We start from the raw sequence: 13,482 nt of genomic DNA, 5'->3' as shown, positions 1-13,482 counted from the left end.
AAGTGCTTCACCGCACAGCGCGTTTGCGCCCCCGCAAGGCGCGCTTCGCCATGGCGAAGCCATTCTCCGCTGAGACCATGACGCCTACAGTCCCCATGAGGGGCGCGGGATTCGGACGCGCCGCCGCCAGAACCGGTTCGGAGCCGACCACAGCATGGCGAGTCCGCGCTTCATCCTGAAGACCGAGCTCACGGGGCTCGAACCGGTGGCCGTCGGCGGCGCCGCGGTGCTGGACGCCGATGCCCGGCTGCGGGGGCTGCTTGGCCCCGACCGCGCCGGCCTGTTCGCCGAACCGGTGATCACCTGGGGCAATGGGCGCAATCCCGGCTCGGTGTCCTGGTATGCGGTGGCCGGGGGCGATCCGGTGCCGCTGGCGGCCCTGCCGCCGGCGCGGCGTGCGGCGGTGGAACAGCGTCTGGCGGAGGAACTGGCGGCACTCGGCCCGCTGATGGGTGATCCGTTGCTGCGCGGGGCGCTCGTGCTGGCCGGGCCGGATTCGATCCTTGCCGTCGATGACCGGCCGCTGATCACCGGTTGGGGCCTTGCCCCGCCGGAGGCGCTGCGCGATCCGGCCAGCCGTCTGGCCCATCTGCGCGCCATCTATGGCGCGGCGCTGCCGCCGGCCCTGGCCGCCGAGGGGCCAACCGCAGCCGAGCCGCCGCGTGCCGCCGCCGCCGCGCCCGCGCCGCCGCGCCCCGCCGCGGCCGCCATCCCGCCCCCTGTTGCCCGGGCCGCTGCCGTGGCGGCCGCCCCGGTCGCGGCGCGTGCCGTCTCCTCCGCCTGGAACTGGTGGCTGCTGCCGGTCGGCGTGCTGGTCGCGCTGGTGTTCCTCGGCCTCGGCTTCTGGCTGGGTTGGCAGTTGATCTCGGAGCGCATCGCTTCGCAGCGGCTGGTCGCCCATGTCGCCGATGCCTCGCGCATCGACGACCAGGTGGCGCGCCAGCGCCAGACCAATGAGGCGCTTCGCCAGGAGATCGAGCAGGCGCGCCTGGCCTTGCAGGGCGATGTGTGCCGCCCGGCCGATTTCGGGCGCTCGCCCCTCACGCCGCCACAGATCACGCCGATGCAGCCCTCGTCCCTGCCGCCGACGCCACAGGGTCAGCAGGCCTTCACCGGCTCGTTGATCGAGATGCTGGACCAGGCGACGGTGCTGGTGCTCGGGCCGCTGGCCAATGGGCAGGGGGTTGGCACCGGGACGGGTTTCGTGGTGGCGCCGGGGCTCGTCGTGACGAACGCGCATGTCGTGGCACCGCTCGACCCGGCGCGGGTCTATGTGGTGAACCGGCGACTGGGGCGGCCCGTGACGATGCAGGTGGTGGCGCAGACGCCCGAACCTGCGCCGGGCAAGCCCGATTTCGCGCTGCTGCGGCTGCCGGCCGATGCGCCCGCCCTGTCGCCGCTGGGGCTGACCGGGGTGGCGAGCCGGCTCGATCCGGTGATTGCCGCCGGCTTCCCGCAGGCGATCATGCAGACGGACACGAATTTCCAGGCGCTGCTGGACGGCAATATCCGGTCCATCCCGGAACTCGCGGTGACCGATGGGTTGATCAGCGCGGTGCAGAACCTGCCCTCGGGGCTGACGGTGATGCCGCATACAGCGGCCATCAGCCGGGGGAATTCGGGCGGGCCGCTGGTCGATCGCTGCGGTCGCGTCGTCGGGGTCAACACCTTTGGTTTCTTCAACGCCGAGCAAGGCGAACGCGTCTCTTACGCGCAGAAGGAGGATTCGCTGGCGGTCTTCCTGCGCGCGAACGGCGTGACGGTTACGGAACTGACCGGGGCGTGCCAGCCCGCCGGCCCGCCGCCGCCGGCGGCACCAGCTGCACCGGCTGCTGCCGCGTCCGGCGCGCCGGCCGCGCCGGCGGCCACGCCCGCCGGGCCTGCGCCAGCGGCCCCTGCGCCTGCCGTTCCTGCGCCCGCCGTTCCTGCGCCGGCTTCCCCGCCCGGGGCAGCGCCGCCATCGGCCGCGCCGGCAGCGCCGGCGCCGGCGACACCCGATGCGGGTCCCGTCATTCCAGGCATCCCGGCGATGCCGGTGATACCGCGCTGAGCGGGCAGGGCAGGACCCCATCGTGGACGAGAGCCTGATCGCCACCACTCGGAACCGGGACCTGCTGGCGCAGGGCGTCGGCGGCCAACTGGCGGTGCAGCACTGGGACCAACTGACGCAGTATCTCAAGCGTGCGCTGACGCCGCGCCATGCCGCGCTGTTCGCCGAGCCTAACCCCGACCCGGAGAAGGGCAGCATCGACTGGTATGCGCCCGGGTCCGGCCCGGCGGTGGCGCTGGGCGACCTCGACCCCGCGGCGCAAGAGGCAGCGCGCGGGCTGCTGATGCCGATGGTGGCGGAGATCCAGGCCGCCGCCGAACGCCTCCGCGGATCGGCCAGCGAGGGCGAGCGTTTCCTCGGCGAATTGCTGCGCCTGGCGCTGGAGATACCGGACCCTTCGGCGATCCGCGTGCGCGACGGCGTGCCGGTGCTGGCCCCGTGGGGCCATACGCTGGCCGGCGCCGGCGGGGTGCGCGAGTTGCTGGTGAAGATGATGCCGGCGCCGGTCGCGCCGATGACCATCGTCGGGCCGCCGGCCATCGTGGCCGCCGCCCGGGCGCGGGTGTGGCCCTGGCTGCTGGCCTTCCTGCTGACCCTGCTCATCCTGTTGCTCGCCCTGTGGCTGCTGTGGCGCGATCCCTTCGGCTGGTTCGCCACGCCCCAGGCGCAATGCGTCGCCCCCGAGGGCGAAATCTCGCGGCTGGATGTGCTGCGGGAGGAGGAGGCGCGGGAAGGCGCGCTGCGTGCGGAACTCGCCCGCATCGTCGCCGAGGCCGGGGAACGCCGCCTGCTGTGTCGCGCGCCGGAACCGCCGCCGCCACCCCCGCGTCCGCCCGAACCGCCGCGCCCACCGGAACGGCCACCCCAGCCGCCCCCGCAGCCGCCGCCGCAACCCCAGCCGCCGCCACCCGAGCCGCCGCGCAACAATGACCTTGAGCGTGCCGATCGGCAGGGTGCGCGGCGCGGGCGGACGCAGGTGATCCTGGCCTGGGATGACCGCAACGACCTCGACCTGGCGGTGATCTGCCCGAGCGGGCAGCGCATCGACTTCCGCAACCGCGCGGCCTGCGGCGGTTCGCTCGACATCGATCGTAATGCCGCAGGCGGGCCGACCACGCGCACGCCGGTCGAGAACGTGGTGTTTGACCAGAACCCCGCGCCGGGGCGGTATCGCATCGTGGTGGATTACTTCGACCGGGCCGATGGACCGAACACGCCGTATCGCGTGACGGTGCGGCAGGAAGGGCAGCCGGATCGCGTCATCACCGGCACGGCGCGGCAAGGCGTGCGGGACCAGGTGGTCGGGGAGTTCACCGTCCCATGATCCGCCTCGCCACCAGTCGCGCGCAGGACCTCCGCCCGCTGCTGCCGATGCCGCCGGCCGAAGCCTTCGCCGCGCTGCAGGCGGAGGCCGCGCGCCTGTCCCCCGCCCATGCCGCGCTGTTCGCGACACCGATGGCGGAGGATGGCGGTATCGCCTGGGGTGCCGAGGGCGTGCGGATGGCGCCCTATGCCGACCTCGATGCCGCGTCGCGGGCGACGCTGATGGCCGAGGCCGGGCGCATCCTGTCCGACCTGCGGCGGGAAGCCGAGCGTCAGGCGGCGGAAGGCGGCGGGGCGTTGGCTCGGCTGTGGCCGGCGATCGCCGAAATCCCGTCCTTCGACCTGGTCTTTGCCGTCGATGGCCGGCCGGTGCTGGCGGGCTGGGGGCATGTGGGCGCGGCCTCGCCGGGTCCGCTCGGGCTGCTGGGGCGGTTCGACGATGGGCGGCACTGGCAACCGCCGGCGCGCCGGCCCTGGGGGGTCTGGGCGGCAACGATGATTGCCCTCGCGGTGATCGCGCTGCTGGCTGGGCTGCTCGGGCCGCTGCTGGCCTGGCGATTCCTGGAACCGCCGGAATCGAGTTGCGTTGCGGCGCAGGGCGACCTTGAGGCCCTCGCGCGGCTGGTCGAGGCAGAACGGGGCGAGCGCGACCTGCGCACCGATCTCGCGCGGCTGGAGGAGGAGTTGGGGCGGCGCCGGCTGGCCTGCCCGATCCCGCGAACACCGGAACCGCCTCCGCCGCCGCCGCCGCAGCCCGAACCCCAGCGGCCGCCCGAGCCCACGCTGGAACCACCGCGCGAGGACCCGCTGCCGCCGCCCCCGCCCGAGCCGCCCCCGCCGCCGCCGGAACCCCAGCAGCCGCCGCCACCGCCGCGGCAGGCCGGCCCGCCGCCGGGCACCCAGCCCTGCAACGTCGATACCCAGTCGGGCGGGGCGGGCGAGACGCGGACGCGCCACTACCTCGGCCCGACGCCGGGGCCGGTGACGGTCGACTACGACACCCAGACCGTGCCCGACAGCATCGAGGTCCGCTATCACGGGCGCGTGCTGGCACGGACACCGGGGATGGTCAGCGGCCGTGGGCGGATCGGCTTCGACTGGCGGCCGCAGGGTGGCGACGACGTGGTCGAGGTGGTGGTGATCGGCCCCTTCGCGAACACCCGCTGGCGCTACCGCCTGAACTGTCCGGCGAATTGATGCGTGCAGGTCCTTTTACCGTCACGTTGGCGCCGGGCGCCACGCTGATACAAACTCGCCGCTGCGCGATGCGGCAGGCCTGCCCGCGCGAGATGGGGTGTTCATGAGCAGTTCGACCACCGCCGGGCTGATCAGCCTGGTGCCGTCCTCCGGCATCCAGTTCGTCGATATCGACTTCGATATCGACCGGCTGCCGCGTGGGTCGCGCTCATACTGGGAGGAGATGCTGCGCGAGCAGGTGGACCATGAGGGGAAGTCCCCCACCATCCTGCGCGTGCTGGAACAGGACCCGGACGGCAATCTGGCGGACCCGGTGACGCGGCAGGTGCCGCCGCCGGAGGAGACCTATGCGATCTCCCGCGCGCAGGCGCTGGAATGCTTCCTGAACAAATGGGTGCCGCTGCCATTCTTCCGTGTTCATGCGCGCGGGGCGGATGGCAAGGAAGTGTATGACCGCGGGCCGTCGAACTGGGCGCGCGGCTACGTCGCCGAGTTTCCGCAGCGGGATGGGGAAGGGCGGTCGCACCGGCTGGTGCTCGCCTTTGATACTGCGCTGATGATGCGCGACCCGGCGCGCCCCTATGTGGCGCCGGCGCCGGAGGACAGCGCGCGGCAGCAGGAATTCGCGCCCGTTTTCAATCATGTGGAGAATGCCTGGTTCCTCAATGAATCCTGGGTCGGGCAATGGCTGGAGGAAGGCTTCCGCGAATTGCGCCAGGCGCAGCGCGGCGGGCGTCCCCTGCGGCCGGAGGACTTCCCGCATGCCGCCGAGCATTGGGCGCGGTATCTGAGTTTCCTCGGGCTGCTGGAGGGTGTGGGCATCCTGCCGCGGGTGCGGCTGGTCGATGTGGTGTCCGACAATCGTGGCTATGCGCCGATCAATGTCGATCTGGTGCTGGATGTCGGCAATGCGCGCACGTGCGGGCTGCTGGTCGAGGAAAGCCAGGATGCGCCGTCGCTGAACAATTCGTCGGTGCTCGCGCTGCGGGACCTGTCGCGGCCTGAACAGATCTATGCGCGGCCCTTCGAGAGCCGGGTGGAATTCGCGGTCGGGTCGTTTGGGCGGGATGCGATATCCCGCCGGTCGGGGCGGGCGAATGCGTTCCGCTGGCCCTCGCCGGTGCGGGTGGGGCCGGAGGCGATGCGTCTCGCCGCCGCGACGCAGGGGAATGAGGGGGCGACCGGGATTTCGTCACCCAAGCGGTATCTGTGGGACCGGCGGCCGAATGTGCAGGGCTGGCGGTTCAACGGGCGCGCTTCCGATGGCGTGACGACGGAACCGCCGGTGTCCGGGCCGTTCATGGCGCATGTGACGGAAACCGGCGAGGCGCTGCGCATGCTGCGCGGGCGCGGGCAGCCGGCGGTGCGGGCGCGGTTTTCGCGGTCGTCCATGTATTCCTTTCTGCTGGCGGAATTGCTGATGCAGGCGGTCAGCCAGATCAACGCGCCGGCGACGCGCGCGGCACGGCGATTCGCCGATGTGCCGCGAAGACTGCGCCGCGTGATCCTGACGCTGCCGCCTGCCATGCCGCTCGCCGAGCAGAAGATCCTGCGTGAGCGGGCGGAAGGCGCGATCAAGCTGGCCTGGGATCTGCTGGGCTGGACCGAGGCAGGCGCGACGGCGCCGCCAGAACCGCGCGTGCTGCTGAACCTCGATGAAGCCACGGCGACGCAGGTGGTGTGGCTTTACACAGAGATCACCCAGCGGCTGCAGGGCGATGCGCAGGGGATGTTCGAACTCGCCGGCCGGGTGCGGCCGGAACGCGGGCCGAACCCCTGCCTGCGCGTGGCGTCGATCGATATCGGCGGCGGGACGACCGACCTGATGGTGGTGACGTGGTCCGTGGAGAACCGCGACACCATCGTGCCGCGCCAGGAATTTCGCGAAGGCTTCAAGATTGCCGGCGACGAGGTGCTGGAAGGGCTGATCACGCATCTGGTGCTGCCGCAGGTGGCGGACGCGCTGCGGGCGTCGGGCATGTCCGACCCACAGGCTTTCCTGCGCCAGACGCTGGGCGGGGATCGCGGCGGGCAATCTGAGGTGGAGCGTCACCTGCGCCGGCAATTCGTCAGCCAGGTGCTGGAACCGGTCGGCCTCGCCGTGCTGCACGCCTATGAACGCATCGAGGGGCGCGAGATGGGCGAGGTGTTCCGCGCCTCGATCCGCGCCGTTCTCGACGGGGAGGCGCAGCCGGCCAATCCGCGCGCCATCGCCTTCTTCGAGACGGCCGCGCGGCAGGCCGGCGCGCGCGGCTTCGCCATCGCCGATGTCGAGGTCGCCGCCGATGCGCGGCGGGTGGAGGCGGTGATCCAGGCGGTGCTCGGCCCGGTGCTGGCCGATCTGTGCGAGGTGGTGTGGCACTATGATTGCGACGTGCTGTTGCTGTCGGGCCGACCGTCGCGGCTGCGCGCGGTGACGGATATCGTGCTGGCGAAATCCCCGGTGCCGCCGCATCGGATGATCGGCATGCACCGTTATGCGGTGGGTGGCTGGTATCCCTTCCGCGACGCCAATGCGCGCATCGAGGACCCCAAGACCAGCGCCGCGGTCGGCGCGATGCTGTGCGCGCTGGCGGAAGGGCGGCTGGAATCCTTCCTGATGCGGACCAGCCAATTGGCGATGAAATCGACCGCGCGATTCATCGGGCGGATGGAAATTTCGGGTCAGATCCGCGAACAGGGCGTGCTGCTGTCGGAGGTGGATCTGGAGAAGCGGCCGAATGCTGGCGACGGGGTGGAATTCACCATGACCTTCGCGGCACCGACCTTCCTCGGTTTCCGGCAATTGCCGATCGAACGCTGGCCGGCGACGCCGCTGTATGCGCTGGAATTCGCGAACCCTGAAAGCGTTCCTCGCCTGGCCCTGCCGCTACGGGTGAAGATCCGCCGCGCCGACATGGACCCCGACGCGCCGGGCCAGGAGGAAAAGCGCGAGGATTTCCGCGTCGAGGAGATCGAGGATTCCGAAGGCACCGCGCTGCGGCGCACCGATGTGGAGATACGGCTGCAGACGATGAAATCCGAAGCGGGCTACTGGCGCGATACCGGCGTGGTGGGGATGGCATGAGGCTCGATACGTCATCCGACGCCGCCCTCGCCGCGGCAGCGCGCGGCACCGCCGAGGCCGCCGGGGAGGCGGTGACCTGGCTTGCCGACAATCGCGGCAAGGTGCGGGAGGAAGCGCAGGCCATCGCGCGGGACTTCCGGAAGTTCGCGCGCCGCGCGCGCAAGCTGGAAGTCGCGGCCGAGCGGCCGATGTGCGTCGCGGTCTTCGGGCCATCGCAATCGGGCAAGTCGTATCTGATTTCCGCGCTCGCGCGGCGTGGCCAGGAATCGGTCACCGCGATGTTCGACGGCACGGCGCTGGATTTCGTGCGCGACATCAACCCGGAGGGCGGGCAGGAAGCGACCGGCCTCGTCACCCGCTTCACGTTGCGACCGCCGGTGGCGGTGCCCGGGTATCCGGTGGTGCTGCGGCTGCTGTCGCAGACCGATGTCATCAAGATTCTCGGCAATACCTTCCTGGAGGATTTCGATCCGGCCGAGGTGGATATTCCCTCGCCGGAGACGGTGCAGTCGCATTGCGCGCGCTTCGCCGGGCGTGCCGGCGGCGCGCCGGTCGATCGGCTGACCGAGGATGATGTCGACGACCTGCGCGAATATTTCGAGGGGCTGTTCCGCGGGCATCCGCTGATCCCGGGGCTGGGTTCGGCCTTCTGGGTGCAGGCGGCGTCGATCGCGCCGCGGCTGCCGGTGGCGGAACGCGCGGCGTTCTTCTCGATCCTGTGGAACGGGCATGAGGCTGTGACGAGCGCAGCGCGGGAGCTGCTTGCGGCGCTCGCCGCGCTCGATTTCCCCGACGAGGCGTTTGCGCCGCTCGATGCGCTGTCGCCGCGCGAGACCTCCATCATCGACGTGCGGACGCTGTCGGGGCTGGGCGATCCGGCGGATGGCAAGCTGGCGGTGCGCACGCGCGCCGGGCGCCAAGCTTCACTGCCGCGGGCGGCGCTCGCTGCGCTGGTCGCCGAACTGACCATCGCGCTGCGCGACAAGCCCTGGGATTTCTTCGAGGTCACCGACCTGCTCGATTTCCCCGGCGCGCGGTCGCGCGAGAAGCTGACCCAGCCGGGACGCTTCCTGTCGGAGAAGGGCAAGCTGCCGGGGCTCTTCCTGCGCGGCAAGGTTGCCTACCTGTATCAGCGCTACTGCGCGGAGCAGGAAATCACCTCGATGCTGCTGTGCATCGGCCCGTCCAACCAGGAAGTCCGCACCCTGCCGCGGATGATCAAGGATTGGGTGGATGGCACGCTCGGCGTCACGCCGGAGGAACGCGCGCGGCACCGCAACGCGCTGTTCCTGGTGCTGACCAAGTTCGACACGGAATTCGAGGAGAAGAAGGGCGCGACGGAGGGCACCGGCAGCCGCTGGACCATTCGGCTGAATGCCTCGCTACTGGATTTCTTCGGTAAGGAATATGACTGGCCGCGCAACTGGGCGGCCGGGCGGCCCTTCGACAATACCTATTGGCTGCGCAACCCCAATGTCGCGGCGAAGCACATCCTCGACTACGACGAACATGGGCGGGAGGCGTCGCCGCGTGCCTCCGAAGCCGCACGCATCGGCCGGCTGCGCGAGGAATTCGTCACCAACGAGGATTGCCGCCGCCACTTCGTCGATCCCGAACGCGCCTGGGATGCGGCGATGACGCTGAACGACGGCGGCATCTCGCATCTCGCCGAAAGCCTGCGCCCGGTCTGCGATCCCGCGATCAAGCGCGGGCAGATCGCGGCACGTCTGGAAGCGCTGCGCGGCGACATGGCGGGGCGGCTGTCGCCCTACTGGCATTCGGGTGACCTGACGGCGGAACTCAACAAGCGACGGGAGGAAGCGCGCGTGGTCAGCCGGGCGCTGGTCGCCTGTGCTTCCGCCCAGGCTTTCGGGCGGATGATCCGCAGCCTGCAGGTGACGCATGAGGAACTGACCTCCGCCTGGTGGCGCATGCAGACAGAACCGGCGGAGGAAGCGCCGGTCGGGGCGCGGGCGGGGGAGGAGGACTACCTCGCCGAACTCGGCGACCTTGTCGCACCCGCCGCGCAGGGCGAACACCGCGCGCGTGACGCCTTCGAACGCTATGCCGACCTCGCGGTAGCGGAGTGGATGGAGAAGATGCACCGCGCGGCGGCGGAGCCGGAGACGGTGGAGCAATTGAAGCTGCCGCGCGATGCCGCGGCCGCGTTGGTCGCGCAGATCGGTGCGGGCGCACGCCGCACGGGACTGTCGGCGCGGATCGCGCAGCGACTGCGGGAGGCGGCGTCGTATCGGCAGAAACTGAGCGAGAGCGCGTCGAAGCCGGTGATGGTCGCCGAGGGCATGGTCAACCGCTACGTCCACGGCCTCGGCTACAGCGACCTGCCGCCCGACCAGCGCCCGCGCGCCGGGCGCACGGACCGGCCGGTCTTCGCTCCGCGCCCGCCGGTCAACGGCATGCCGCATCTGGGGCCGCAGCCGGAATCCTACGACAAGCAGTATCACGTCGACTGGATCAGCGCCTTCTCGCGCCTCACTGAGGAGAATGTCACGGCGCCCGGCGGGCTTGAGGTCGATGTCGCGGAGAATGCGCGCCTCGGGAAGATCCTGGGCGCGCTCGGCCAGGCGGCATGAGCGCGGTACTCGCCGCCGCTGATCCCGCCCATCCCGAAGGCGGGCACGCCATCATCCTGCTGCAGGGGGTGATGGACCCGCCCGACGATCCGCGCTTCCGCATCCTGCGCGAAGGCTGGGGGAAGGGGACGCTGGGCGCCGAGGGCTGGCAGGTGAGCGACGCGCTGATCAGCCCCGATCGCGTCGAGACCTCCCCGCAGGGCGTGCGACTGTATCTCGGCCCGCAGGTGGTGGATTGGCTGGAAGCGGGGCCGGTGCAGTTCCGTCTGCCGGCCGCGCGAATCGAGGCACCGCTGTTCTGGCCCGACGTGCCGCCGCTGCATGGCGGGTCGGGGCATACCATCGCGGTGCCGCCGCCGGCGGTGCGGCCGGCACCGCCGCCGGCGCCAGCCTTGCTGCCCTTACCGATCGAGGACCCGGACGCGACCATCGCAATGGTGCCGCAACGTCCGGCAGCGCCACCCGCATTGTCGGTGCCGCAGCCGGCGCCGGCTGCGGCGTCGCGCTCCATGCTGCCGTGGATCCTGCTGGTGCTGTTGCTGCTCGCCGCCGCGGGGGGTGCTGGCTATTGGTGGTTCGTGCTGCGCGAGCGCCCCGTGGCGCCTGTACCGCCGCCGGTGGATCCGATCGAGATCGCCCCCGAACCACTGTCGCGCATGCCGCCACCGCCACAGCCCGAATTGCCGCCGGTTCGCCCGCAAGCCGAATCGCAAGGCCCGGCGAACCTGGACGGGCTATCCGTGCCGGAGGTGATCGCCCGCGCGACCTCGCCCGGCGCGATCGCCGCCGAAGCCGCGCGGCGGTATGAAAGCGGCCGCTACGATGACGCGCTGCTGCTGTGGGAGGCGGCGGCGCGGGCCGGCAATGCGGCTTCCCTGACGCGGCTGGCGCGGCTGTATGATCCGGTGGGCTTCGTGCCCGGCCGGCCGTTCCGAGATCCCGATCCGCGCCAGGCGGCGCGGCACTACCGCGATGCGGCGACTGCCGGGGATGCCGGGGCCGCGGAACCGCGCGCGCGGCTGCGGCAATGGCTTGAGGACCGGGCGCGTGAAGGCGACTTCAACGCGCCGCTGACCATCAGGGATTTCTGGCAATGACGCCGCGCCGCCTGCTCCTCCTCGGCACTGCCGCGCTGCTGCCCTTCGCGGCGCAGGCACAACGGGCTGCGCGCCAGCCGCTGCTGATCCCGGGCAAGACCACGCTGTACCAGCGGGTCATCCTGCGCCCGGGCGCCACGCTGCATGCCCAGCCGGGCGCCGCCCAGGGTCGGCCGCTGCCGGGGTTCAGCGTCATGCATGTCTATGCAAGGCGCGATGGCTGGATCGAGATCGGCCGAGAAGCGGATGGCCGGACCGATGGCTGGATGCGCGAGGATCGGGCGATCGATTGGCGCCACACCATGGTCGGTGCCTTCACCAACCCCGCAGGGCGCGAGCGCACCATGTTCCTGCGCGACGCGGCGTCTTTGCGCGGGTTGCTCGATGCGCCGGACATGACGCAGCAGGCGGTGGCCCTGCGCGCCGCGGCGGGCCAGCCCGGCAGCCCTGTGTTGGCGCTGGAACCCGAGACCTTCATCGACATCCAGCGCAATTTCTACCTGTTGCCGATCCTGGAGGCCGAGACCGTCCAGCGCCGCGACGGCACGCAGATGCGGCTGCTGGAGGTGATCTCGGCACCCGCCGAGCTGCGCCAGGCGCCGACCCAGGCCGACCCGTCGCGACTTCGCGACTTCCGCGGCGGCATCGTCTTCGTGATCGACAGCACGATCTCGATGCAGCCCTATATCGACCGCACGCGGGAGGCGATCCGCCACATCATCGGCCGCATCGGCGACAGCGCGGTGCGCGATAATTTCCGCTTTGGCATGGTGGCGTATCGGGCCGACATCTCGGCGCGGCCGCAGCTGGAATACGTCGCGCGGCTGGTGGCGGCACCGGACCTGTCGCAGCCGCCGGCGGCGATCCTGCCGGCGCTCGAGACAGTGCGCGCCGCGACCGTGCCGACCGAACGCTTCGACGAGGATGCGATCGCCGGGCTGCGCATGGCGATCGACCAGGTGGATTGGCAGGCCTTCGGCGGGCGCTATGTCGTGCTGATCACCGATGCCGGAGCGCTGGAGGCGACCGATCCGAAGTCGCAGACGCGGCTTGGCATCCCCGAGATCAGGGCGCTGGCCGAAGCACGCGGCGTCGCCTTGTTCGCGATCCATCTGCAGACGCCGGAAGGGCGGTCCAACCACGCCCATGCCCGCGCGCAGTATCAGGAACTGACGCGCTACGGCGCAGCGGGTTCGCTGTATTTCCCGGTGGAGGGCGGCAGCCCGCAGGCCTTCGAGCGCGTCGTGAACGGGTTGACCAATGCGCTGTTCCGCCAGGTGGCGGACACCGTCGGCCGGCCGGTCGGCGGCGTGGAGCCGGCGAGCACGCCGGCGGCCGAGCGCATGGCGCAGCAGGTGGAGATCGTCGCGACCGCGATGCGGCTTGCCTATCTCGGGCGCGAGGGCGGGACGACGGCGCCGGATGTGGTGCGGTCCTTCACCACGGATCGCGACCTGCGGGACCCGACGGTCGCGGCGCTGGACGTTCGCGTGCTGCTGACGCGCAACCAATTGTCCGACCTGTCGCAGGCTCTGACGCGCATCCTCGATGCCGGGTTGGCGGGACGGACCGATCCGCGATCCTTCTTCGGGCAGTTGCGTGCGGCCTTCGCGGCGACGGCGCGCGACCCGGCGCGGCTGGGCAACCTCGCGCGGGTGGGACAGGCGCTGGGGGAATATCTGGACGGACTGCCGTACCAGTCGCAGGTGATGGAGCTGTCGGAGCAGGAATGGCTCGCCATGGGCGCGGCGGCGCAGCGCGAACTGATCAACGGCATCGAGACGAAGTTGCGGCTGTACCAGGAATACGCGGCGCGGCCCGATCTGTGGGTGACGCTGGATGGACGGCCGGGCGGGGAAGCGTTCTTTCCCGTGCCGCTTGAAGCGCTGCCGTGAGGATGGAAGACCCCGAGGGCTGGGCAGGAGGGGCTTTGCCCCTCCCGAGCCCTCCCCACCAAAGGCTTAAGGCCTTTGGAAACCGTCACTTGGCGCTGGGCGTGGCATTTTGGAGCGGCACTCAGGGTTGCTCCCGTGCGCGGGGCGGCGTCTTCCATGATTTGCCCGAAACCAAGTTGAGGTTTCCAAAGGCCTTAAGCCTTTGGTGGGGGAGGTCCGGAGGGGGCAAAGCCCTCTCCGGTTCCTTCCGCCGCGCCGC

Annotated in this window: 7 protein-coding genes; all 7 read left to right on the top strand. The window is 71.0% G+C overall.

The genetic code is table 11. The features are described from left to right. The first annotated feature begins 154 nt into the window (after positions 1 to 154). The 7 genes from AAFN86_RS07645 to AAFN86_RS07615 all read left to right on the top strand — a co-directional run bounded on the left by AAFN86_RS07645 (position 155) and on the right by AAFN86_RS07615 (position 13,223). A complete protein-coding gene (locus AAFN86_RS07645; protein ID WP_347542691.1) occupies positions 155 to 2,050 on the top strand; it encodes a trypsin-like peptidase domain-containing protein in 1,896 nt (631 codons plus the stop codon). Positions 2,051 to 2,072: 22 nt separating this feature from the next. After that, positions 2,073 to 3,374 carry a hypothetical protein gene (locus AAFN86_RS07640; protein ID WP_347542690.1) on the top strand — a complete coding sequence of 434 codons (1,302 nt, stop codon included), beginning with the start codon at positions 2,073 to 2,075 and terminating at the stop codon, positions 3,372 to 3,374. Further along, positions 3,371 to 4,570, top strand: a complete 1,200-nt coding sequence (locus AAFN86_RS07635) for a hypothetical protein (protein WP_347542689.1) — start codon at positions 3,371 to 3,373, stop codon at positions 4,568 to 4,570. The genes AAFN86_RS07640 and AAFN86_RS07635 overlap by 4 nt, the downstream gene beginning before the upstream one ends. A gap of 103 nt (positions 4,571 to 4,673) precedes the next feature. Beyond that, a complete protein-coding gene (locus tag AAFN86_RS07630; RefSeq protein WP_347542688.1) occupies positions 4,674 to 7,637 on the top strand; it encodes a virulence factor SrfB in 2,964 nt (987 codons plus the stop codon). Further along, positions 7,634 to 10,231 (top strand): virulence factor SrfC family protein, encoded by a 2,598-nt coding sequence (locus tag AAFN86_RS07625; RefSeq protein WP_347542687.1) that lies wholly within the window; start codon positions 7,634 to 7,636, stop codon positions 10,229 to 10,231. Before AAFN86_RS07630 ends, AAFN86_RS07625 begins: the two co-directional genes overlap by 4 nt. Next, a complete protein-coding gene (locus tag AAFN86_RS07620) occupies positions 10,228 to 11,328 on the top strand; it encodes a hypothetical protein (RefSeq protein WP_347542686.1) in 1,101 nt (366 codons plus the stop codon). The genes AAFN86_RS07625 and AAFN86_RS07620 overlap by 4 nt, the downstream gene beginning before the upstream one ends. After that, positions 11,325 to 13,223, top strand: a complete 1,899-nt coding sequence (locus AAFN86_RS07615; protein WP_347542685.1) for a vWA domain-containing protein — start codon at positions 11,325 to 11,327, stop codon at positions 13,221 to 13,223. Before AAFN86_RS07620 ends, AAFN86_RS07615 begins: the two co-directional genes overlap by 4 nt. The last annotated feature ends 259 nt before the right edge of the window (positions 13,224 to 13,482 follow it).

The sequence above is a fragment of the Roseomonas sp. CAU 1739 genome, assembly GCF_039839775.1.
In the GTDB taxonomy this organism is placed as follows: domain Bacteria; phylum Pseudomonadota; class Alphaproteobacteria; order Acetobacterales; family Acetobacteraceae; genus Neoroseomonas.
Note: the sequence above shows the minus strand (reverse complement) of the source record. Positions and strands in the feature narration are given on the sequence as shown.

Bases quoted from the DNA above. Each gene is read 5' to 3' on its own strand.
- AAFN86_RS07630 (WP_347542688.1), top strand. From the start codon at position 4,674: ATGAGCAGTTCGACCACCGCCGGGCTGATCAGCCTGGTGCCGTCCTCC.
- AAFN86_RS07620 (WP_347542686.1), top strand. From the start codon at position 10,228: ATGAGCGCGGTACTCGCCGCCGCTGATCCCGCCCATCCCGAAGGCGGG.
- AAFN86_RS07625 (WP_347542687.1), top strand. From the start codon at position 7,634: ATGAGGCTCGATACGTCATCCGACGCCGCCCTCGCCGCGGCAGCGCGC.
- AAFN86_RS07645 (WP_347542691.1), top strand. From the start codon at position 155: ATGGCGAGTCCGCGCTTCATCCTGAAGACCGAGCTCACGGGGCTCGAA.
- AAFN86_RS07615 (WP_347542685.1), top strand. From the start codon at position 11,325: ATGACGCCGCGCCGCCTGCTCCTCCTCGGCACTGCCGCGCTGCTGCCC.
- AAFN86_RS07635 (WP_347542689.1), top strand. From the start codon at position 3,371: ATGATCCGCCTCGCCACCAGTCGCGCGCAGGACCTCCGCCCGCTGCTG.